Source organism: Uliginosibacterium sp. TH139, from assembly GCF_002855595.1.
Classification (GTDB): Bacteria; Pseudomonadota; Gammaproteobacteria; order Burkholderiales; family Rhodocyclaceae; genus Uliginosibacterium; species Uliginosibacterium aquaticum.
On sequence record NZ_PKRR01000003.1, the window covers coordinates 460,447 to 482,943 of the forward strand.

A 22,497-nucleotide genomic window follows, 5' to 3' on the forward strand; every position below is an offset into this window, starting at 1 on the left:
GTCCAAAAACAAAGCGCCCCGTCCAGCGGAGCGCTTTGCATTCTGCTGCGACGCGCTTAGCCGCGCTGTGCTGCAATGAAGCCGGTGATCAGCTCCAGCAATTGCTCTTCCTGGAAGGGCTTGCCGAGATAGTTGTTCACCCCGATCTCCATCGCGTAATTGCGGTGCTTGTCCGCCATGCGCGAGGTAATCATGATGATCGGCACATCTTTCAGGCGGGCATCCGCGCGCACGTTGCGGGCCAGATCGAAACCGTCCATACGCGGCATCTCGATGTCCAGCAGCATCACATCCGGCTTGTACTCGACGAGTTGTTCCAGCGCATCGACACCATCCTTGGCAGTGACGACCTGGAAACCTTCCCGCTCGAGCATGCGGCTGGTGATCTTGCGCACGGTAAGCGAGTCATCCACCACCATGATCGAGGGGATACGCGTCTCGGCCGGCTCCTGATAGCCCGCTTCGAAGGCTTCCGCAGACTCGGCCAGCACTTCCGCCGGCACGCTCTGGCGAGCCGCCAGCGCCACCGGATTGATGATCAGCGAGATCTCGCCGTCAGCCAGCACCGTGGCACCCGAGTAGCCAAGCAAACGCACGAATTGCGGGCCAGCATTCTTGACCACGATTTCCTGGTTGCCACGCAGCTCGTCAATATGTACCGCAAGGGTCTGGCTACCGGCACGCACCAACAGCACCCAGTGATAACGACCAGGCTGCGGATGGGCGTGAAGATTGCCCAGCAGACGCGGCAAGTAGGTGAATGAATACTGAGTATCCTTCCACTCGACGACGCCCTTGGTACGGACTTCGTTGAGCGCCGCTTCCTTCAGTTCGAGCGCCTGCTCGACCATGTTCGACGGGATGGCGTAGGTACGCTCGCCCGATCGCACCAGCAAGGCCTGCGTGACCGCTAGCGTCAGTGGCAGGTGAATCAGGAAGCGCGAGCCCTGACCTGCATCGGAGAAGATCTCGATACGGCCGCCCACCGACAGCGTTTCATTCTTCACCACGTCCATGCCCACACCGCGGCCAGCAACGCCGGACACGGTTTCAGCAGTGGAAAAGCCGGGTTCGAAGATCAGTTGGGTGAGGCGATTCTCGTTCGGCTGCTCGTCGGCACCCACCAGGCCAGCGGCTCGGCCACGCGCCAGGATGCGGGCGTAGTCGAGGCCATGCCCGTCATCGGCCAGTTCCAGCGCAATTTCGTTGGAGAGCTGGGTCAGTTTGAGGGTGATCTGGCCGAACTCAGGCTTACCCGCGGCAGCACGCTGTTCCGGCGTTTCAATGCCGTGGGCAATCGCGTTGCGCAGCAAGTGTTCGATCGGCGCAGTCATGCGGTCCAGCACGCCACGGTCGATTTCGATTGAGCCGCCCTGGATGTCCAGGTTGGCGCGCTTTCCGAGTTCCTTGGACGTCTGGCGCACGACGCGGTAGAGGCGATCGGCGAGCTCTTCGAAAGGCACCATCCGCACACTCATCAGCGCTTGCTGCAGGTCGCGTGAGAGGCGGCCCTGGGCATGCAGCGCGGCATCAGCCGCGTCGAGGTTACGCAGAAGGTTCTGCTGGATGGTGGTGACGTCACCCACCGACTCGGCCATGAAACGGGTCAGCTCTTGCAGACGGGTGAAGCGGTCGAACTCGAGCGGATCGAAGTTGGCGTGGGTCGATTCTGCCGCCGCAATACGCGACTGCATTTGTGACTCGGCCTGAATTTCCACCTCACGCAACTGGTTGCGCAAGCGAATCACGTTTTCGGTGAGATCCAGCAGGGAGCGACGCAAAGAACGCAGCTCACCCTCAATCCGGGTTCGTGCAATCGACACCTCACCCGCTTCGTTCACGAAGCGGTCAATCATGTCGGCACGCACCCGCAGCGGAGCGCGCTGCTGGGTCTGGCTGGCTTCCAGCTCATCGAAGACCTGAGTCGGCAGCGGCTGCTGGGCCGCACGCGGAGCTGCAGGCTGCGCAAGCCCCGCTTGCGGCTTAGCCGGCTCAGCCGGGACCTCCGTCACAGAAGCCGACGGCGGCGCGGAGATCAGCTCAAGCTCAGCCTCCGCATTACTGACGTCTTCGTCGGTTACAACCGGAGCCTGCGGATTCTTCAGTGCCTCGATCATCGCACTGATATGGTCCAGACCATTTTCCAGATCATCGACCAGCGCTGAACCGGTCTGCCCATTGTGCAAGGCAGATTCGAGATGGCTTTCAAGGTTGTGGATGTACTGCCCCAGACGCATGGCACCAGCCATCCGCGAACTGCCCTTGATGGTGTGCAGATGGCGTGCCAACGCTTGCTGAGGGGCGGTATCCGCCGGATTGGCGCGCATTTCGCGCAGCACGGCAGCCATAGCGTCGGAAAGCTCGTCGGCTTCCTCAAAGAAAATCGGCAGCAATTGATCATCAAGATCATCTTGCGGCCCCGCTGCCGCCTCTTCAGGCGTCGGGGCCACCGGCAGAGCCGCCGCAATCTGGATTTCAGCCGGCGCCTCGGGCACTTCTTCGGCAAGCGCTTCGACGATCGGCTCGACCACGACTGGCGCCACGACAAGGTCGGGCTTCGGCGCATCCAGCAGTGCCGGATGCAGTGCCTTGAGCTGTTCGATCAGATCGGGCGCCTCGACCGGCATCACATGATGCACAACCTCTGCCAGCATCCCGTCGAGGGTCAAGATAGCCGTTCCGAAAACATCGGTCTGACCTGCCTCAGGCGGCACCTCGACATCGGTGAAACGATGCAGCGCGTGTTCCAGCGCCTTGCCAAGCGCATAAGCCGGCTCAATGCGGGCCGTACCGGAAATGCCGGCCAAAGTATGCGCCGCACGGATCGCATCGATGGTCGGCACGCGCAGCGGGTTGTTCGACAGGCGGGTGTGCTCATCGAGCAGGTTGTCCAGCAACTGGCGCGCTTCGGCAATGTAAAGATCGTAGAGACCGCGTGAGAGGGTCTGATCGCCAATGCTGACTTCATCCCCGGAGAGGCCTTCAAGCGGATCAATACTGCTTGCTGCTACCGGTTCCGGAACGCTCAGGGCGCCGAAATTCAGTTCGGGCAGATCAATCCCATCGTCACCATCGTCGATGGCAATCTCTTCGAGAGGCTCTTCGCCTGCCTCAGCAGTCGCAGCGGCCCCAGCCCCCTCAAGTACAGGAAGCTCCGCAACAACGTCGAGCTCTGGCGCAGCCAGCTCGGCCGTTTCGCTCGGCAATTTAACCTCGATTTCAGTCGTCGGGCCTTCGTCCGCAGAGGCAGCATCAAGTTCAGCACCCTGCTCGTCGATGACCGGCAGGTCGATGTCGATATCGAGCTCGATTTCCGGCGTATTGGGCGCGGCCACTTCGGCAGTTTCTTCGCCCATCTCCAGCGTAGCAAGAAGGCTTTCACCAGCAAAATCGGTGACGCTCAGGTCAAGCACGGTCTGCGGCTCATTACCCGCTTCGATCAGGGACTCGAGATCCGGCGTGGTCATGGACGCCGTCAGATCCAGCTCCAAATGCTGAGCAGATTCTTCTGCCTCGGCTTCAGCCGCTTCCAGCACCGGCAGCTCGAGTGCGCTGTCATCACTGTCGAGATCATCAAACTCCAGATCCAGCTCGGCCGTGGCCGCAGCGATCGGCTGCGCCTCGAAACGACCAAGCTGCTCCTGTGCCGCAGCGTCACCCGCTTCCGAACCGAATTCTTCAGTGAAGGCACGCAAGGCGTCGCCCTCGAAATCGGTAACGGCCAAGTCGACCACGGTATCGTGCCGTTCGCCGGAAGAAATCGAGGCCAAGTCCAGTTCCAGCAAAGTGCTGGTGAGATCGAGCTCGGAAGCGCCCGCAGCCGGGGCTTCTTCAGGCGCATCTTCGAGGATCGCCGGCTCTTCCGTCAGCGCACCAAGTGCAGGCACTTCCAAGTCAAGATCAATGCTTTCCGGCTCGGCATTCGCTTCAGCGAGCGCTGGCGCAGCAGCGGCCACACTCACCACCGGCGCTTGCTCGTCGGCCGGCACATCCAGCGAGGCCAGCAGGGCTTGCGCTTCGGCAATCAGGGCGGTGGCATCACGATGCAGGCTGCCGCCTGCCTCAAGCTGCTCAACCCAGGCTCCGAAGGTCAGACAACCGTGGTCGAGCAAGGAAACCAGACGCGCATCCGCGTCTTTCTCCAATTGCAGCCAGCGATTCATCGCCATTTCGATGTAGCGCGCCGCATCGGAGAAATCATTCAGGCCCACCATGCGGCTGGAGCCCTTGAGGGTATGGAAGCCGCGCCTGACCGTCGTCAGGGCATCGAAATCATGGGCTTCCGAGACCACCTTATTGCGATGTTCGGCAATCGTGGCAAGCACTTCGACCGCCTCTTCAAGGAAGATCGCGAGCAGCTCGGCATCTACCTCCTGGTCGCTGGCCTCCAGCAGACGGGCTGTTTCTTCGGAGTGCTGCGGGCTTGCTGCCGGACTCACACCGGCCAGCGCCTCGGCGAGCTGTTCCTGGGTGGCATCGCCAGACTTGAGGCTGGCCAGTGCATCCTTGGCCTTCTGCTCCAGGCCCGAATCCGCCACCAGCTGTGCATCTTCGCGAATGGCTTCAAGACTGCTGACCAGCTGCTCACGCAGGAAGGCATCTTCCGGTGCTTCCTTGAGGGCTTCCACCAGGTTTTGCGTCTCGCGCGTCTCGCGCTGCAACTGCGCTTCCACCGTGGCGTCCGCCGCTGCGACCAACTCCTCGTCGACGCGCGCGCTTCCCGGATTGAGGAAAGATTCAAGTTTTGCCGGGCCGTTTTTCAGGGATTCAACGTAGAAGCCCAGTGCCGAGAGTTGATGCGCAATCGTGTCGCACTCGTCCTGCGCCGGCGGCTCGTCCTGGGCGCCCAGCGCGCTGATGGCAGCGGCGTTGTTGCGCACCAGTTCGACTGCCTGCATCTCGCCAAGCACGGCAAAAGCACCTTCGATCTGCTTCAGCGGGGCAGCCAGCGAGGCGAGGCTGTCACGTTGCTCGGGGCTGCGGAAGAAACTATCCAGGGTCTGCTCGATCTGTCCCAGATTGGTCAGAATCTCGCGCGCCAGCTGGTTGAAGAAGAGACGTTCCTGAGCCCGACGCGAGGCTTCGCCAAAGGGGGCGAGATCCAGCTCCATAACCAGATCACCGCGCACACGAGCAGTGAACTGGGTGCACAGCAGATCAACCTGCTTGCGCAGCAAGGCCGGGTCGGCATTCGGCGATTCGCAGGCCTGTTCCACCACCAGCAGGCTGGTAGCCACTTCCATCGAAAGGTCGTCGGAGAGGCGCAGCGGATCGGCACGCAGCCATTCGATGGCCTCGCGCAAAGCGGTCAGCAGACGGTCGACCTGGGCCAGGCGCATCGGTTCGACGCGTGACACCAGCTCGCCCAATTGCTCCTGAAATTGCGGTAGGGCCACGGCAGCCCCGGCGCAGAAGCGATTCCAGGATTCCTTGGCCTGTTCCAGCACTTCGCGCACGCGCAGCACATAGGGCTGGCGCAAAGTGTCGGATAGTTCTACATCGGACGCCGGCAGGGCACGGTCCAGGCCGTAGGTATGGCGCACAGCCTGCGCATGCTCGGAATCGAAACCCGCGGTCGCGACGAAATACAGCACATCGCGCACCAGACGCTCCGCAACGATCTGCGAACCTTCAAGCAGGCGACGCATTTGAGTGTCGATGCGGCGGCACAGACGCTGCGCCGGACGATCAGCGGGAATGGCCTGCAATGCCAGGCCTTCGAAGAAGGCGATGGACGCCCACCAGAACGCACGCGTGGCCGGCAGGGACTGGATTTGCTCGATGCGGTGTACCGCCGTGAGCATCTCCATCGGACCCGCCTTGTCCTGCGGCTTGCGTAGCCAGGTCAGCAAGCCCTTTTCAAAACGCCCACGCAGCACGCGCAGTTCGTGCGCAGCCCGCTCAGGCGCAAGAGACTCGGTACTGGCCAGCTGCGGACGTACCGACAAATCAGGGAAAAACAGTTCTGAGGGCTGCGGGGCTTCGCCACCGCGGGCGCTGACCAGTTCCTGATAGGCTGGGAACAGGCGCAGCGGCTGGTGCGGCGCACCAGCGGAAATCTCGTTGATGTAATTCCCCAGCATACCCACGCTGCGCATGGCGAGCGCCAACAGGTCGCTGCTGACAACCAGCTCGCCTGCTGCCAAGGCAGAAAGCAGCTTATCGATGGCTTCAGCAAACTGGGATACACCATCCAGCCCAACGATGGACAGCGCACCGCTGGCCTGGTGGACATGGCTCTGTGCAAAGCGCAGCGGCTCGCGCTGGGCAGGGTCGGCCTGGACTTCGGCAAGACGCTCACGTGCAGCACTCAGGGCTGCATCGATTTCGCCCTTCACCCAGGTCAGCGGGCCGACATCAAACTCGTTCTTTTGGCTCATCTATTGCCTCGTAAGGAGACTCAGCAAGGCCACCGCAGCCCCGGCCGGCGGCCGGGGGCAGTGATCGGCGCGACCCCGGGGCCGCACCCGCCACTCATCAGACCTTGAAGCCCGACACCGAACCCTTGAGTTCAACGGCGAGGTCAGCCAGCTGGCCGATCGACACAGCGGACTGTTGGGTACCGCGCGTGGTCGATTCATTGATCGAGAGAATGCCGCGCATAGCTTCGGACACTTCGGTTGCCACGTTGGCCTGACGCTGCGTGTCGGACGAAATCTTTTCAACCAGGGTTGCCATTTCCACCGACACGTCGCCGATCTCGGACAGGGCCTGACCGGCCGCATCGGACAGTTTGGCCCCTTCAACCACGTTGCGGGTCGAGTTTTCCATAGCGGCCACGGCATCGCCCGTATCCGTCTGAATGGTCTTCACGATGGCCGCGATCTGCTTGGTAGCTTCAGCGGAACGTTCTGCGAGCCGCTGCACTTCTTCCGCAACCACCGTAAAGCCGCGACCGGCTTCACCGGCGGACGCGGCCTGAATGGCAGCGTTAAGCGCCAGCACGTTGGTTTGCTCGGTAATGTCGGAAATCAGTTCCACGATTTCACCGATCTCCTGCGAGGATTCGCCGAGGCGCTTGATCCGCTTGGAGGTCTCCTGGATCTGTTCGCGAATTTCGTTCATACCCTTGATCGAGTTCTGCACCGCGTCAGCACCCTTGCGCGCGGCCTCCAGCGAGCGGCGGGCCACCTGCGCGGTCTGCAGCGCGGAGCCGGATACGGCCGTCATCGAGCGGGCCATTTCCTGCACCTGCGAACCGGCCTGAGTAATTTCACGCGACTGGCGCTCGGAAGCGTCGAGCAGCTCGCCCGACAGGCGCTGGGCGGATTCGGTTGCGATGGTCACGCGGCCGGCCGCATCGTTGATTCGGCGCACCAGCACGGAGAGTTCTTCAATCGTGTAGTTCACCGAGTCGGCGATGGCGCCCGTCACGTCTTCCGTAACGGTTGCGCGGATAGTCAAGTCACCGTCAGCCAAGTCACCCATTTCGTTCATCAGACGCAGAATGGCCTGCTGGGTGTTGTTCTTGTCAGTCTCTGCCTCCAGGCGCTGACGGTCTGCCTCATCACGACGCACGGCCAAGTCGTTGTTATAGACCCACACCAGCGCGGCCAGGGCCAGCAAGGACAGCGGGCCGAATATCATCAAGCCGATAATGTAAATGTTCAGACCGGTGTATGCCTTGTTGTATGCAGCCGACAATTCATTCACCGCCTCCAGCAGCTGGGTGGACTCCTGGAAAATGGTGATACCGGCGCGCTTGGCGGTCAGCAGCGGCTGCACGTTGGCCAGAATGCCGCCGACAGCGAGCTGGTGCTTGGTTCCGTAGAGCTTGAGACTTTCGTATTTCTCTGCGGCTTCGCCGCTGGCCATAGTGCCGCCCAGCTTCTCGAGGAGCTCTTCGAAGCTGTTGGAGTCACGCCCGAGCAAGAAGATCACTTCCGGATCCACCGTTTCGGCGGCGAGCAGGGCGTTGGCATTCTTGGCCATGCGCTGCGAGAGCATCACCACCTGGTTGGCCGTTTCGATATCGGTGGCGGAGGAGTGGCCTTCCAGCTTCAAGCGTGCCACCTGCTCAGCGAAGTCGAGCAGTTGGGCATTATTGCTGTTGATGCTGGCTACGGCCATACCCAAACGTGTGATCTGCACCTGCTGACCAGCAACGTCCTTGGCTTCCTTGTTGAGCTTGTTCCACAGTTCGGTCGTGGTATCAAGCTGCGGCTTCACAGCACGCGGCGAACTCGGCACGGCCAGACCATCAATTTCGCCACCTTCTGTAATCGCCTTGAGAATGCCTTCGAATTTCTCGCGGCTATCCTTGAGCTCCGAGAAACCGGTACGACCACCGGTCACGGCCAACTGAGCAGCCTTGGCAAGAATCTGCGACAGCGTGCCCATCTGCCCGGACGCCGACACGAAGGAGGTACCTTCTCGACCGGAACGGATCTGCAGGAAGGTCAGTGCCACCACGACAGCCACCAGCACACCGAAGATCGTGCCAAGAATGCGCAACTGCTCATTCAGCGGCTTGGCTCCGATCACAGGCAGCGCCCAGCGGCGGGCACTGCCGGGCGTGGCGACCGTACGATCGATCACGGTGGCGCGGCTGTCCATGAGAGTGGAGTCAGCTGATGCGGCCTTGCTGGTGAAGCGGCTCAGGAAGCCAGGAAGTTTCAGTGCCATGCGTGTGCTCCGATTGGTGCGGGCGTTGATGTCTTGGTTGTTCGGCAGTGGTGCAGATGCGCGCCAGAGAAAGAAGAGTCTGAGAGCTTCATGTCAGCGCAGGTCGGCACCCGCATCAAGAAAGCGCGGATCCGACAACAGCGGACGCACCACGAGTTGCTTCCACAGCCGATTCTGGTGGTCACGCAAGGCGCCGCCGATCCATGGCCGGGAATCAGTGAAGCTCTCATCCACCTCGAAATCGTCCGGGTTGCGCAAGCCCAGCGCACGCGACACCAGCAAAGCGGTGTGCAGGCCATGCTTGGCGCCAATCAGCATCATGCGCGAGTCATTGGTAAGTGGCGGCAGCGGATCGCCGCAGAACGCGGCAAGATCAACCACGCTGAAAAGATTGCCGCGCACGTTGGCCAGACCGCGAAACCAGTTCCGGGTCAGCGGCACTTCGGTGAGGCTCGGAGCAGCGATGATTTCGCCAGCGTCAGAAAGATCCACCAGCCAGTTTTCACCACCGGCGGTTACCGCGAGCAAAGCCGAACGGCGCCCGGAGGCGCTCATTTCGGCGAGCCGCTTGGTCAGATCCTGTTGAAACTCCCGCAGGCTGATGCGCTTGGCCATTCAACAGACTCCCGTATGAGTGATCAGCCGATGGCCTGAATCTTGCGGAGCAACTCTTCAAGATCGAGCGGCTTGGTCATGTAGTCGAAGGCCCCCTGACGCATGCCCCAGATCTTGTCAGTTTCCTGATCCTTGCTGGTGGTCATGATGATCGGGATCTGGCGCGTGGTTTCCTCACGCGAGATGGTACGCGTGGCCTGATAGCCATTAATGCCGGGCATCACCACATCCATCAGGATCAGGTCCGGAATCTCGGCCTTGGCCTTGGCCACACCCTCTTCACCGTTATCGGCGGTCACCACCGAAAATCCTTGCTTGGAGAGGAATTCGATCAGAGCGAAACGCTCGGTGGGGGAGTCATCAACGACCAGGATTTTCTTGATTGCCATGCTTGAACCTCAAACAATGAATATGTCAGCGTTGTTCGCGCGCGGCCATGTGTGTCGACACAGCCTTGAGCAAACTATCTTTCGTAAAGGGTTTGGTCAGGTACTCGTCAGACCCCACCATACGCCCCCGGGCGCGATCGAACAGACCGTCCTTTGAGGAGAGCATGATGACCGGGGTGGACGCGAAACGGGGATTCTTCTTGATTAGTGCACAAGTCTGATAACCATCGAGGCGCGGCATCATGATGTCGACAAAAATCAGGTCCGGGTGATGATCTGCAATCTTTGAGAGGGCATCAAAGCCATCTTCAGCCAACAGCACCTGGTATCCCGCCTGGGCCAGGAAGATCTCTGCGCTGCGGCGGATGGTGTTGCTGTCATCAATCACCATCACCTTGGTGCCAGAGGCTTCAGCTCGTTCTGCCAACGTCAAACTCCTCTCAACCCTTCTGCATGCCGGAGATGCAGAGAAGTATTTGTTCGTACCGCGTGCTGCATACCCTGCAGCCCCTACTCCACGCGCTTTGTATGGCAAATATACCAAACTTGCAAGCCTACGCGGCCTGACAAGCATATTTGCATTCAAGGAGCGGGAAGACCTGTATCAATTTTGGGAGCTTGACTTCGCTGCCCTATCTCGCTGCATCGCGGGCGCGGGCCCCTTATCAGGTAAACTCGGTACCTTACCGCGTCCTTGTTACGGGCCCGTCGCCCGCACGCCTTCATGTCGACTCAGCCAGCCCCTCATGCCGTTCTCAGCTTTGCCGTCTCCGACCCCAGTGGCGGAGGAGGCTTGCAAGGCGGCCTGCTCACCATTGCAGCCCTCGGCGCCCATCCATTGTCGGTGCTGACCGGCATCTCGGTGCGCGATAGCGTGCGCAGCGAGGGCCTGCAGGCGACGGATGGCGACTGGGTCGCCGATCAGGCACGCGCCCTGCTGGAGGATATGCCGGTACACGCCTTCGTGATCGGCCAGCTGGCCAGCCCCGAGAATGTCACCGAAGTTGCCGACGTGCTGACTGATTATCCGGATCTGCCGGTAGTTTTCGCTCCGGATCCGGGCTCCGCCGGTGATCCGCTCGCCGAAGAGGAGATGCTCGAAGCCCTGTGCGAGCTGCTGGTGCCGCAATCCACCGTTCTCATCGCAGATGGCGAGCTGGCCCGGCGCCTGACCAGCGACGAAGAAGAGCAGCAAGAAAGTGACATCACCAGCGCAGAGTACGCCCGCCGGCTGCTTGAATTCGGCGCCGCCCAGGTCTTGCTGACCGGAGCGCGCGAACCCGGCCCCCAACTTGTCAACACCCTCTATGGCAGCACCGGCGTGCTGCGCACCGATGCCTGGGAACGCCTGCCGGGCAGTTTCCACGGCGCAGGCGACACGCTTGCCGCCGCGCTCGCCACCTTCCTCGCCCAGGGCATGGAGCTTTCCGCCGCCGTGCACGCAGCCCAGTCCTACACCTGGCAGGCCCTGGCCCAAGGCTGGCGTCCCGGCATGGGCCCGAGTTTTCCGAATCGTTTCTGCACTTGGTCGCGCCCATGAAACGCGGCCTCTACCTTGTCACGCCGGATCTGGACGACAGCGCCCGCCTGCTGGACATCAGCCGGACCGCGATCCGCGGCGGCGCCACGGTGCTGCAATACCGTCACAAAACGGCTGCTGCAGCCCTGCGACTGGAGCAAGCGCGGGCACTACGCGCCCTGACCCACGAGCTGGGGGTCAGCCTGATCATCAACGATGACCTGCCGCTGGCCCTGCAGGTAGCTGCAGATGGCCTGCACATCGGTCGGGAGGATGGCGAACTGGCCGCTGTACTGGTGGCTGCGCCCGGTCTGCCGGTCGGTATTTCCTGCTACAACGATTTTGAACGCGCGCGCACTGCACACGCTGGCGGCGCGGCCTATGTCGCCTTCGGTGCGATGTATGCCTCGCCCACCAAGCCCCACGCCCCTTCCGCACCAATCGACCTGATCCGACGCGCCAAGCAGGAGCTCGGCGCAAACGTGGCCTGCATTGGCGGCATCACGGCGGCCAATGCTGCGCCGCTGGTCGCCGCGGGTGCCGATTGGGTTGCGGTGATTACCGACATTTATCAAGCCGCTGACCCGCAGGCGCAGGCCGCGAAGATCGCTGCACTTTTCCGATAACGCGTGGGCTCGCCAAGCTCACTCCACACTTCCGGATCTCCCCGTCATGTCAAAGAACGCCGAACTCTTCGAACGCGCCCAGCGCAGCATTCCCGGTGGAGTGAACTCCCCCGTCCGCGCTTTCCGCTCGGTCGGCGGCACGCCGCGCTTCCTGACCCGCGCGCAGGGCGCTTACACCTGGGATGCCGATGGCAAACAGTACGTCGACTACGTCGGCTCCTGGGGCCCGGCGATCCTGGGGCACGCCCATCCGGAAGTGATCGAAGCCGTGCAGCGCGCGGCGATAAATGGTCTCTCCTTTGGTGCGCCGACCGAGGGCGAAATCGAGATGGCCGAGCTGCTGATCGAGCTTCTGCCTTCTATCGAAATGGTACGTCTGGTGTCCTCCGGCACCGAAGCCACGATGAGCGCGATCCGCTTGGCCCGTGGCTTCACCGGGCGCGACGCCATCGTCAAGTTCGAAGGCTGCTACCACGGCCACGCCGACAGCCTGCTGGTGAAAGCGGGTTCCGGCCTGCTTACCTTCGGCAACCCATCCTCGGGCGGCGTACCGGCCGATTTCGCCAAGCACACGCTGGTGCTGGATTACAACAGCATCCCGGCGCTGGAAGAGTGTTTCGCCACGCGCGGCAAGGACATCGCCTGCGTAATTATCGAACCGGTGGCCGGCAACATGAACCTCGTGCGCCCTTCGCAGGAATACATGGATCGTCTGCGCGCGCTGTGCACCGAGCATGGCGCAGTGCTGATCTTCGATGAGGTGATGACCGGCTTCCGCGTCGGCCTGCAAGGCGTGCAGGGCTTGTACAAGATCACGCCGGATCTCACCACGCTGGGCAAGATCATCGGCGGCGGCATGCCGGTTGGGGCCTTCGGCGGCAAGCGCGAGATCATGGAATGCATCGCCCCGCTGGGCACGGTGTATCAGGCCGGAACCTTGTCCGGCAGTCCGGTCGCCGTAGCGGCGGGACTCGCCACGCTGCGCCTGATCCGTCAGCCCGGTTTCTACGAAACACTCACCGCACGTACCAACGCATTTGTCGATGGCATGACTGCCGCGGCCGCCAAGCACGGCCTCGCCTTCTCGGCCCAGGCCGTCGGCGCGATGTTCGGGCTGTATTTCAGCAAGAACGTGCCGCAGAGCTTTGCGGACGTAATGGCTTCGGATCGCGAGCGCTTCAATCGCTTCTTCCACCTGATGCTGGACGCTGGTCACTACCTCGCGCCCTCAGCCTTCGAAGCCGGCTTCGTATCGGCCGCGCACAGCGAGGCGGATATCGCCGCAACGCTTACGGCAGCTGACGCCGCCTTTCACGCACTGTAAGAGCGCTCAGTTCGGGGCGTGTGGATGTTCCGCGCCCTGATGGGGGCGCTGCGGCCACTGCGACACGATCATCGCCCCGATCACCAGCGCCCCGCCGAGCATGGCCCGCAGGCCAAACGCCTCCGCCAGCCACCAAGCCGAAAACACCGCCGCGAAGAAGGGCTCCAGCGCATACACCACCGCCGCCTGCACGGCACTGGCGCGAGCCTGTGCCCAGGTCTGCAGGATCAGGATCAGGCCGCTGCAGATCACACCCAGATACAGCAATTCCGGCCACACCTGCAAAGCACCTGCGGCCTGCGTCGGATAGGCCGCCCCCTGCAGCCACCACTCCACGCCGATCCACAAGAGCGTCAGCAGCGCCATCACCACGGCCTGGGCGCCAGCCAGCGCCAGCGCCGGATGGCGCGGGGCGAAGCGCTCCATGCCCAGCACGTAAAAGGCAAACGCCAACGCACAGGCAAAAGTCAGCGCGTCACCAAGCAGGCTGGAGCCCTGCTCGTAGCTCATCACCACGATGCCCGCCCCCGCCAGCACCACGGCCACCCACACCGCCGGTCCGATCCGTCGCCCAAGCAGCGGCAGGAGCAGCGGCACCATGATTACGTTGAGGCCGGTGATGAAAGCATTCCGCCCGGCGCTCATCAGCGTGAGGCCCAGCACCTGGAGCACGAAACTGGCAAACAGTGCTGCCGCCAGCAGGGCCGCATCGCGCCACAAGCGGCGATTGCGCCAGTCGATGAAGGGCGCCAGCGCCAGCGCCGCCAGCGCCCAGCGCGTGCCCACCATCAGCCCCGGCGGCATCTGCTGCGACACAGCCTTCATGGCCGGGAAAGTGGTCCCCCAACACAGGGTGACAAGCAACAGGACCAGGCTGGCAACAACAGGCGTGCGGGAAGCGGACATGCGACAGGAAGGACAAGAAGCAAAGGCGGATTGTGCCATGCGTCTGCGTATCGACTGCCGTCGCGGCAGGGCCAGGGCGCCCGGATGCTACAATCCGGCCTGTTTCTGCGGGCCGTCCATGCGGCCCGCCGCCATTTTCCGGCCCCAGCCCTCGCCCACATGCCTCTCTTCGCTTTAGGCCTGAATCACCACACGGCGCCCGTCGCGATCCGGGAGCGTGTGGCCTTTCCGCCCGAAAGCCTGATCGAGGCCTTGCAGGGCTTATTGGCCGAGGGGGTGGCGCAGGAGGCGGCGCTGCTATCCACCTGCAACCGCACCGAGCTTTACTGCAGCACCGACAATCCGGAGGCCGCCGCCGACTGGCTGGCCCGGCGGCGTGACGTGGCGTTGCGCGACATTGCGCCCTTCCTCTACACGCTGCCCGAGCAGGAAGCCGTGCAGCACGTGTTCCGCGTCGCCAGCGGGCTGGATTCGATGGTCCTTGGCGAGCCGCAGATTCTTGGCCAGCTCAAGGAAGCCGCCCGCCTCGCCGATTCCGCCGGCACGCTGGGCGCCAATCTGCACAAGCTCTTCCAGAACAGCTTTGCGGTCGCCAAGGAGGTCCGCTCCTCCACTGCCATCGGCGCCAATACCGTCTCGATGGCAGCCGCAGCCGTGCATCTGGCGGCCCGCATTTTCGAGCGCATGAGCGACACGCGCATCCTCTTCGTCGGTGCCGGCGAGATGATCGAGCTGTGCGCCGCCCACTTCGCCGGCAGCCAGCCGCGCAGCATGAGTATCGCCAACCGCACGCTCAGCCGTGCCGAAACGCTGGCGAGCCGCTTCGGTGCCGAAGTACTGCCGCTCGAAGCCCTTGCCGATGCCTTGCCGCGCCATGATGTGATCATCAGCTGCACCGGCAGCCCGCTCCCCCTGATTGGCCGCGGCATGGCCGAGCGTGCGCTCAAGATCCGCCGCCGCCGCCCTCTCGTGATGGTCGACCTGGCGGTGCCACGCGATATCGAACCGGAAGTGGCCACGCTCTCGGACATATTCCTGTACACCGTGGACGATCTCGCCCAGATCGTCAGCAAGGGCATGGAATCGCGCCAGTCTGCCGTCGCCGAGGCCGAAACGATCATCCGCAGCCGGGTCGATGGCTTCCAGCACTGGCTGGGCAGCCGCGATGCGGTACCCACCATTCGCCAGCTGCGCGAGCATGCCGACAACCTGCGCCAGGCCGAGCTGCAACGCGCTCAGCGTCAGCTCGCCCGGGGCGAAGATCCGCAAGCCGTACTCGAAGCCTTCAGCCACGCCCTCAGTAACAAGCTGCTCCACGCCCCCACGCACTTCCTGAATCATGCTGAAGGCGAGCGCATTGCCCCGGCCGTGAGCAGCGTGCGCGAAGTGTTCCAGCTCGATCAGTCCGGGGCTCATCCACCTCGTCAGGATTCATGAAACCAGGTATCCGCGCCCGTCTCGAACAGCTCGCCTTCCGCCTCGAAGAACTCGAAGGCCTGCTGGCGTCCGAGACCATTACGCAGAACATCGACGCTTTCCGCAAACTCAGCCGTGAGCACGCCGAGCTGGGTCCGATCATCGGGCTCTGGCAGCGCTTCGTGCAGGCCGAAGCCGATGAGCAGAGTGCCCGCGAAATGCTCGCCGACCCGGAAATGAAGGAGTTCGCCCAGGCCGAACTGGAGACCGCCCAGTCCGCTCAGGCCGGCATCGAGCACGCATTGCAGCTGGCCTTGCTGCCCAAGGATCCGAACGACGAACGCAACCTCTTCCTCGAAATCCGTGCAGGCACCGGTGGCGATGAAGCGGCCCTGTTCGCCGGTGACCTGCTGCGCATGTACACCCGCTACGCTGAACGTCAGGGCTGGAAGGTGGAGCTGGTCTCGGTCAGCGAATCAGATCTCGGCGGTTACAAAGAAGTGATCGCCCGCGTGGCCGGCTTCGGCGCCTTCTCTCGCCTCAAGTTCGAATCCGGCGGCCATCGCGTGCAGCGCGTGCCGGCCACCGAAACGCAGGGCCGCATTCATACCTCGGCCTGTACCGTGGCCGTGATGCCGGAAGCAGATGAACTCGCCGAGGTGAGCATCAATCCGGCCGATCTGCGCATCGACACCTTCCGTGCCAGCGGTGCCGGTGGCCAGCACATCAACAAGACCGATTCGGCCGTACGCATCACCCACCTGCCGACCGGCATCGTCGTCGAATGCCAGGACGACCGCTCCCAGCATCGCAACAAGGCCCAGGCCATGAGCGTGCTGGCGGCCCGTATCCAGGACGTGCAGCTGCGCGAGCAACAAGCCAAGGAAGCCGCCACGCGCAAGAGCCTGGTCGGCAGTGGCGATCGCTCCGAGCGCATCCGCACGTACAATTTCCCGCAGGGGCGAATCACCGATCACCGCATCAACCTCACGCTCTACAAGCTTGATGCGGCGATGGAAGGCGAGATCAATGAGCTGATCGACGCCCTCATCACCGAGCACCAGACCGAGCTTCTCGCTCAGCTCACCCAGGACGATTGATCGTCTAACCAAGGAGACAAGCAGTGACGCATACCCTGAAAGCAGCCGTTCTCGCCGTAGCCGCCACCCTCACCCTTGCCGCCTGCGGCGACAAGACCCCGACCGACAAGGTCCTGACCAAGGTGAACGGCAACGTGATCAGCACCGATACGCTGGATTGGCTGATCAAGGAACAGGTTCCGGCCGGCACCCCGGTGGACGATTCCCTGCGTCTGCGCGCCCGCGATCACCTGGTCCAGCGCGCCGTGCTGCTCGAAGCCGCCCGCACCGCCAAGCTCGATCAGCAAGCCGACATCAAGATGCGCATGGAATACGTGCGCGACGAACAGCTGGTCAACGCCTACATCAAGGACTGGCTCGCCAAGAACCCGGTGACCGACGAAAAGGTGAAGGCCGAGTTCGACAAGCGCATCGCTGAGGCCGGCGACACCGAATTCAAGGCCCGTCACATCCTCGTCGAGAAGGAAGAGGACGCCAAGGCCCTCATCGAGAAGCTCAAGAAGGGCGGCAAGTTCGCCGATCTGGCCAAGGCGTCCAAGGATCCGGGCAGCGCCGCCACCGGTGGCGACCTGGGCTGGGCCCGCCCCGCCACCTTCGTGCCCGAGTTCGCCGAAGCCCTCAAGGGCCTGGAAAAGGGCAAGTTCACCGAAACCCCGGTCAAGAGCCAGTTCGGCTATCACGTGATCCTTCTCGAAGACGTGCGCAAGATTGCACCGCCGCCGATCGAATCGATCAAGCCGCAACTCCAGCAATCCCTGCAACAGGAAGCACTGGCGGCCTACATCAAGGATCTGGTTGCCAAGGCCAAGGTTGAAGACAGCAAGCCGGCCGAACCCAAGGCCGCAGCCTCGCAATGAACGATCTGCCCGTCACCCTGGGCGACGCCCTCGCCCGGGCGCGCGGGCGCATCGACCCGGTTGATGCGCGCATCCTGCTACGCGAAGCCAGCGGCGCCACCACGGCGCAGCTGATCGCCTTTCAGGAGCGCGCGCTGGCCCCAGGCGCGGCTCGTTGCTATGCCGACTGGCTGGAGCGGCGGGCCGTTGGAGAGCCGGTCGCGCACATTCTGGGCTGTCGCGAGTTCTACGGCCGCCCCTTCCGCGTCAGCCCCGCCACCCTGATTCCGCGCCCAGATACCGAACTACTGGTCGAACTCGGCCTGCATCAACTCGCCGGCCGGCAAACCCCGCGCATCCTCGACCTGGGCACCGGCAGTGGGGCCATTGCAATCAGCATCGCCCTCGAATGTCCGCAGGCCGAAGTGTGGGCGGTGGACTTTTCCCCCGCCGCGCTCGAAATCGCCCAGAGCAATGCCCTGGCGCTCGGCGCACGGGTGCAGTTTCAATCCGGCAGCTGGTTCAGTTCGCTGAACGCGGCGCGCTTTGACTGCATCCTGAGCAACCCGCCCTACATTGCCGAAGCAGATCCGCACCTGAGCCAGGGCGACCTGCGCTTCGAGCCGCTCACCGCACTGGCCTCCGGCGCAGATGGCCTCAACGATCTGTGCCACATCATCCACAACGCTCCCGAGCATCTGGAAGATGGCGGCTGGTTGCTGCTCGAACATGGCTACGACCAGGCCGAGGCAGTACGCGCCCTGCTCGAAGATGCAGGATTCCGGGGCGTGCATTCCTGGCACGATCTGGCCGGCATTGAGCGCGTCAGCGGCGGGCATCTCTGAGTCTGACGGCGGCGGGTTTACGGCGGCCGGAAAAGTCCGATAAAATTACTCGGGTATAAAGCGCATTCCCCCAGCGCAGGAGAACCTCGATGAGCACCGCCCAGGAAAAGATCCACGCCACCGTTACCGGCAACCCCGTCGTCCTTTACATGAAGGGCACCCCCACTTTCCCGCAGTGCGGCTTCTCGTCAGCCGCAGCACACATCCTCAAGCTGTGCGGCGTGACCAACTACGTCGCCGTGAATGTGCTGGCAGACGATGATGTGCGCCAGGGCATCAAGGAATACGCCAGCTGGCCGACCATTCCCCAGCTCTACATCAAGGGTGAATTCGTGGGTGGCAGCGACATCATGAAAGAGATGTACCAGTCCGGCGAGCTGCAGAAGCTGCTCGAAGGCATTGCCGGCTGAAGAGTTGGCAAACATGAAAAAGGCGACCCGCGGGTCGCCTTTTTTTCGGCCGGAACAGCTTACTTGGCCTGCTTGACCAGGTAATCCACCGCCGCCTTGAGCTCTTCGTCGCTCAGTGCTGGATTGCCGCCACGCGCTGGCATCGCATTCTTGCCATTGGTCACGCTCGCCACCAGGGTGCTCAGCCCCTGCGCGATACGCGGAGCCCAGGCGGCCTTGTCGCCGATCTTCGGCGCGCCGGCAGCGCCCGTGCTGTGGCAAGCGCCACAGACCTGAGCGACCACCTGTTCGCCGGATTTCGGTGCCCCACCCGTCGCGGCAGCTTCAGCCGGCGCAGCCGCCGCCAGCTCCACGCGCGCCACCGGCTGGATCAGCTCAGCCGTCTTCTCTTCATCCACTTTGGCCTTGCCGCAAGCCACCAGCGTTGCGGCAGCAATCAGGGCCAGCAGCAGCGTGGCCGGACGGAAGCTGTTCATGGGAAAGTCCTTTGCTCTCAGGGCAAAACTTGAATTATTGGCGCATCCGACACGATTCGAACGTGCGACCCCTGCCTTCGGAGGGCAGTACTCTATCCAGCTGAGCTACGGATGCGCGATTGAGGCCCGCATTCTACACCGAGCTGCCGCCGGAAGGCTTGCAAAGCGTGTGGCAGTCCGGCAAGCCGCTACAAAGCGGCCAGAAACGCATCCACCTCACGGCTCCAGATCTGCGTGGCGCCCTTGCTGGCAAAGAGACCATGGCCATCCTTGCCATAGGCCGGCTGCAGCACAAAGCGCCCGCGCCCTCCCGCCTGCTCGAACGCCTCGAACCAGCTGCGGGTGTAGTCCGGCCCGAAGAACTGGTCGTTTTCAACATAGTGGAACAACACCGGCACCCGGGTGCTTGCGCCGAAGCGGGCGAAAGTGGCGGCCATGGCGCCCTCACCACAGGGCACCGCAGGATGCTTCACCGGATCTCCGCCACGTCCGCCCGAGAAATTCAGCACGGCCACAACGCCGGCCGGTTGCAGGCTGGCCGCCGCGATGGAAGCAAAGCCCCCCGCCGACTGCCCCGCCAGCACCGTGCCCTCAGTCCGTACCCAAGGCAGCGTACGGGCATACGCCAGCGCAGCCAGCACATCCCGTGCAGCCTCCATGCCGGCTCGGAAAAACTCATTCGAACTGCAACGCGCATAGGATTCGGCATAGTCGCCACCACTCGCACCATAGCCGCGCCGGATCGGCACAATCACCGCATAGCCACGCTGCACGAATTCGCGGATCTGCACGATCTGGCGATAGCGCCCGATCCTGGGTCGATCAGCCGCCGAGGGCGGATTGCCATGGCTCAGCACCAGCAAGGGGAAAGGCCCGGCACCATCGGGCCGGAACAGAGTCGCCACGATCTGGCGCGGCTCTTCGCCAGTCGCCAGCGCAGCGACCGGCAGCTGCACGATCTCTTCATGCAGGCTGACGTCCAGCACCTCCTGAGCACTGGCCGCCCGGATCAGGCCCAGCAGCAAGCACAGCATTCCCAGCAGGACCCGCATGTTCATTCCTTCGGCATGAAAATGCGGATTCTACCCACTCAACCAGTACTCAGCTTCATCCCCACCACGCCAAGGATGACCAGCGCCATCGAAGCGATCTGGCCGTTGTTGAGATGATCGCCGAACACCATCGCGCTGAAGATCGCCACGCCCACGGCCCCCAACCCGGTCCACACCGCGTAGGCCACACCAGCCGGAATGCCGCGCATGGCGAAGGACAGCAGAGTCATGTTGGTTGCCGTCAGCAGCACGGAGGCCGCGATCGGCCAGATGCCCGCCGGCTGGTGATGGATCCATTTGAGGCTCAAGGCCCACAGGATCTCCGTGATCACCGCGATGAACAGGACGAACCAGTAATTGAACATTGCACGCTCCCATGACGCAACGGGGCTCGTACTCAACACACCGCGCTCCCCGGAAACCCTGAAGAAAGGAGCACTGCGCGTGGCCTTGCGCCACGTGAAAGGGGGCGGATTATGCCACGGAACCCGCCGCGCCCGGCTCAGGCCCTGGCCAGGGCAATCAGGCCGATGGCCAGGATCGCTAGCCCGATCGCCACACGATTGAGCCGCGAGAGGCGCTCGCCGAAGGCCAGCACGCCCACCAGCGTGCCCAGCACCACCACGCCGATGTTCATGCTCGCAAACACCACCGCTGGCTGGCTGGCCAGGGCGCGGTGAGCCTGCACATAGAACAAGATGTTGCCGAAATTGAGCGCCCCCAGCAGCAGGCCGGCTGCGCCATTGCGCAGGGTGAGCCGCCCCTGCCCCGTTTTTTGCGCGCGCACAGCGCGGATCAGCAGCCAGCTCGCCATGCCGACAAAGGCCAGAGCAAAGCTGACCTGCAAGGACGCAGCAAAAGGCGTTCCGGCGGCGGCAATATGCTTGAGCATCACGTCGACCAGCGCAAAGCCAGCCCACACCGTGAGCAGCAGCGGCCAGGCCGCGCCGCCTTCGCTGGCCGCGCTGCGCTGCGGCCGCCACACAATCCCCAGCACAGCCAACAGGCCCAGCCCCAGCCCGGCCAGCTTGAGCAGGCTGGCGGTTTCACCAAAGAGCAGGAAGGCCGCCAGCAGGGACAAGAGCAAGGACAGGCGCTGAGCGATATCGGTCAGCACGATGCCGGCACGGCGCACGCTCGCCGCCAGCACCAGGAACAGGGTCGGCAACACCACGGCCAGACCCAGCAAGGAAGGCCAGGGGGCGCCCGGCTGCTGCAGGCTGCTCAGCGAAGGCTGGAGCAGAAACCAGCACAGCACGGATGCCGCCAGATAATTCCAGCCAACCGCCTGGGCCACATCAATTTCATGGCGCCGGGCGCGCTTCAGCAGCACGGCGACAAGCACGCTGCAGGTGGCAGCGAGAAGAACGTAAAGCATGGCGGCGCTTCCGGAACACGGGGGTCGCCATTGTGCCGCAGAGTGCGGCCAATGGATCTGGCTCAAGGCGCGGATGAGGACAGAACCCGTCTTCCGCCAGCGCGCTTAAAATGCCGGCCTGCACAGCCTGGAACCTTTCAGGCGCCGTCACGCCAACCAATACAGGTAATCGCACCATGGGCGCTCAGTGGAAAGCCAAACATAAAGACATCGCCGCCAACGTCAAAGGCAAGATTTTCGGCAAACTGGTCAAGGAAATCCTCGTCGCCGCGCGCGGCGGTGCCGACCCGGCGATGAACTCGCGCCTGCGTCTGGCCGTGGAGCAGGCCAAGAAGGCTTCCATGCCCAAGGACACGCTGGAACGCGCGATCAAACGCGGCGCGGGTCTCACCGACGAGCCGGTCAGCTTCGAACACGTCATCTACGAAGGTTTCGCCCCGCATCAGGTTGCGGTGATGGTCGAGTGCCTCACCGACAACGTGCGCCGCACCGCGCCCGAAATGCGCGTGCTGTTCCGCAAGGGCCAGCTCGGCACCTCCGGCTCGGTAGCCTGGGACTTCGATCACCTGGGCATGATCGAAGCCGAAGCAGTCAAGGCTGGCGTCGATCCGGAAGAAGCCGCCATCGAAGCCGGCGCGCAGGATCTGGAGGCTGGTGATGAGGCGGGCACAACCCTCTTCTATACCGATCCGACCGAGCTCGATCTGGTCAGCAAGGCGCTCGCCGGTCAGGGCTTCAACGTGCTCTCAGCCAAGCTCGGCTACCGCCCCAAGAACCCGGTCAGCGCTGCCAGCCTGAGTGCCGAAGCGCTGGAGGAGGTCGAAGCCTTCCTCGCCGCCATCGATGAAAACGACGACGTGCAGAACGTTTACGTCGCGCTGACGGACTGAACCTCGCCGGCTCTGTCACCACCTCAGGGGCCGCATTTGCGGCCCCTGTGCATTGCAGCGCCGCGTCTTGCCGAGGGATCAAAGTCTTTG

Annotated in this window: 19 protein-coding genes and 1 tRNA gene; 9 read left to right on the forward strand and 11 right to left on the reverse strand. The window is 63.2% G+C overall.

What is annotated here, in order from left to right; translation table 11 throughout:
* Positions 1 to 56: 56 nt before the first annotated feature.
* The 5 genes from C0V76_RS09165 to pilG form a co-directional block, all read right to left on the reverse strand.
* Positions 57 to 6,380 carry an Hpt domain-containing protein gene (locus C0V76_RS09165; protein ID WP_101942085.1) on the reverse strand — a complete coding sequence of 2,108 codons (6,324 nt, stop codon included), beginning with the start codon at positions 6,378 to 6,380 and terminating at the stop codon, positions 57 to 59.
* A gap of 97 nt (positions 6,381 to 6,477) precedes the next feature.
* Entirely contained in the window at positions 6,478 to 8,625 is a 2,148-nt protein-coding gene (locus tag C0V76_RS09170) for a methyl-accepting chemotaxis protein (protein ID WP_101942086.1), read from the reverse strand.
* 93 nt (positions 8,626 to 8,718) lie between these two features.
* The gene (locus C0V76_RS09175; RefSeq protein ID WP_101942087.1) at positions 8,719 to 9,240 is read right to left on the reverse strand and encodes a chemotaxis protein CheW; all 522 of its coding nucleotides are present in this window, start codon (positions 9,238 to 9,240) and stop codon (positions 8,719 to 8,721) included.
* A gap of 23 nt (positions 9,241 to 9,263) precedes the next feature.
* Positions 9,264 to 9,629, reverse strand: a complete 366-nt coding sequence (locus tag C0V76_RS09180) for a response regulator transcription factor (protein WP_101942088.1) — start codon at positions 9,627 to 9,629, stop codon at positions 9,264 to 9,266.
* 25 nt (positions 9,630 to 9,654) lie between these two features.
* Positions 9,655 to 10,020: a twitching motility response regulator PilG gene (gene pilG / locus C0V76_RS09185; protein ID WP_101942243.1), complete on the reverse strand. Its 366-nt coding sequence runs from the start codon at positions 10,018 to 10,020 to the stop codon at positions 9,655 to 9,657.
* Positions 10,021 to 10,353: 333 nt separating this feature from the next.
* On the opposite strand from pilG, the gene C0V76_RS09190 reads away from it, so the two are divergent.
* The 3 genes from C0V76_RS09190 to hemL are packed head-to-tail and all read left to right on the forward strand — an operon-like array spanning position 10,354 to position 13,098.
* Entirely contained in the window at positions 10,354 to 11,169 is an 816-nt protein-coding gene (locus C0V76_RS09190; RefSeq protein ID WP_101942089.1) for a hydroxymethylpyrimidine/phosphomethylpyrimidine kinase, read from the forward strand.
* The gene (thiE, locus tag C0V76_RS09195; RefSeq protein WP_101942090.1) at positions 11,166 to 11,774 is read left to right on the forward strand and encodes a thiamine phosphate synthase; all 609 of its coding nucleotides are present in this window, start codon (positions 11,166 to 11,168) and stop codon (positions 11,772 to 11,774) included. Before C0V76_RS09190 ends, thiE begins: the two co-directional genes overlap by 4 nt.
* Before the next feature lie 46 nt (positions 11,775 to 11,820).
* Positions 11,821 to 13,098 carry a glutamate-1-semialdehyde 2,1-aminomutase gene (gene hemL / locus C0V76_RS09200; protein ID WP_101942091.1) on the forward strand — a complete coding sequence of 426 codons (1,278 nt, stop codon included), beginning with the start codon at positions 11,821 to 11,823 and terminating at the stop codon, positions 13,096 to 13,098.
* Positions 13,099 to 13,104: 6 nt separating this feature from the next.
* Here the strand turns inward: hemL and C0V76_RS09205 are convergent, their stop codons facing one another.
* Positions 13,105 to 14,004: a DMT family transporter gene (locus C0V76_RS09205; protein ID WP_158239193.1), complete on the reverse strand. Its 900-nt coding sequence runs from the start codon at positions 14,002 to 14,004 to the stop codon at positions 13,105 to 13,107.
* Between the two features lie 159 nt (positions 14,005 to 14,163).
* Between C0V76_RS09205 and hemA the strand changes: the two genes are divergently transcribed.
* The 5 genes from hemA (at position 14,164) to grxD (ending at position 18,611) form a co-directional block, all read left to right on the forward strand.
* A complete protein-coding gene (hemA, locus tag C0V76_RS09210; RefSeq protein ID WP_101942244.1) occupies positions 14,164 to 15,441 on the forward strand; it encodes a glutamyl-tRNA reductase in 1,278 nt (425 codons plus the stop codon).
* A complete protein-coding gene (gene prfA / locus C0V76_RS09215; RefSeq protein WP_101942093.1) occupies positions 15,438 to 16,520 on the forward strand; it encodes a peptide chain release factor 1 in 1,083 nt (360 codons plus the stop codon). Before hemA ends, prfA begins: the two co-directional genes overlap by 4 nt.
* Positions 16,521 to 16,543: 23 nt before the next feature.
* The gene (locus tag C0V76_RS09220; protein WP_101942094.1) at positions 16,544 to 17,377 is read left to right on the forward strand and encodes a peptidyl-prolyl cis-trans isomerase; all 834 of its coding nucleotides are present in this window, start codon (positions 16,544 to 16,546) and stop codon (positions 17,375 to 17,377) included.
* Positions 17,374 to 18,201: a peptide chain release factor N(5)-glutamine methyltransferase gene (gene prmC / locus C0V76_RS09225; RefSeq protein WP_101942095.1), complete on the forward strand. Its 828-nt coding sequence runs from the start codon at positions 17,374 to 17,376 to the stop codon at positions 18,199 to 18,201. The genes C0V76_RS09220 and prmC overlap by 4 nt, the downstream gene beginning before the upstream one ends.
* An 89-nt stretch (positions 18,202 to 18,290) precedes the next feature.
* Positions 18,291 to 18,611, forward strand: coding sequence for a Grx4 family monothiol glutaredoxin (grxD, locus tag C0V76_RS09230; protein ID WP_101942096.1), 321 nt, complete (start codon positions 18,291 to 18,293; stop codon positions 18,609 to 18,611).
* A 59-nt stretch (positions 18,612 to 18,670) separates the two neighbouring features.
* Here the strand turns inward: grxD and C0V76_RS09235 are convergent, their stop codons facing one another.
* The 5 genes from C0V76_RS09235 to C0V76_RS09255 all read right to left on the reverse strand — a co-directional run bounded on the left by C0V76_RS09235 (position 18,671) and on the right by C0V76_RS09255 (position 21,517).
* Positions 18,671 to 19,087, reverse strand: a complete 417-nt coding sequence (locus C0V76_RS09235) for a cytochrome c5 family protein (RefSeq protein WP_101942097.1) — start codon at positions 19,085 to 19,087, stop codon at positions 18,671 to 18,673.
* Between the two features lie 38 nt (positions 19,088 to 19,125).
* Positions 19,126 to 19,202: transfer RNA gene (locus C0V76_RS09240), tRNA-Arg, on the reverse strand.
* Positions 19,203 to 19,275: 73 nt separating this feature from the next.
* Positions 19,276 to 20,139, reverse strand: coding sequence for a S9 family peptidase (locus C0V76_RS09245; RefSeq protein WP_158239194.1), 864 nt, complete (start codon positions 20,137 to 20,139; stop codon positions 19,276 to 19,278).
* A gap of 38 nt (positions 20,140 to 20,177) precedes the next feature.
* Positions 20,178 to 20,504, reverse strand: a complete 327-nt coding sequence (locus C0V76_RS09250; protein ID WP_101942099.1) for a multidrug efflux SMR transporter — start codon at positions 20,502 to 20,504, stop codon at positions 20,178 to 20,180.
* 137 nt (positions 20,505 to 20,641) lie between these two features.
* A complete protein-coding gene (locus C0V76_RS09255; RefSeq protein ID WP_101942100.1) occupies positions 20,642 to 21,517 on the reverse strand; it encodes an EamA family transporter in 876 nt (291 codons plus the stop codon).
* A 176-nt stretch (positions 21,518 to 21,693) separates the two neighbouring features.
* Between C0V76_RS09255 and C0V76_RS09260 the strand changes: the two genes are divergently transcribed.
* On the forward strand, positions 21,694 to 22,407 hold the full coding sequence (locus C0V76_RS09260) for a YebC/PmpR family DNA-binding transcriptional regulator (RefSeq protein ID WP_101942245.1): 714 nt from the start codon (positions 21,694 to 21,696) through the stop codon (positions 22,405 to 22,407).
* Positions 22,408 to 22,497: the final 90 nt, after the last annotated feature.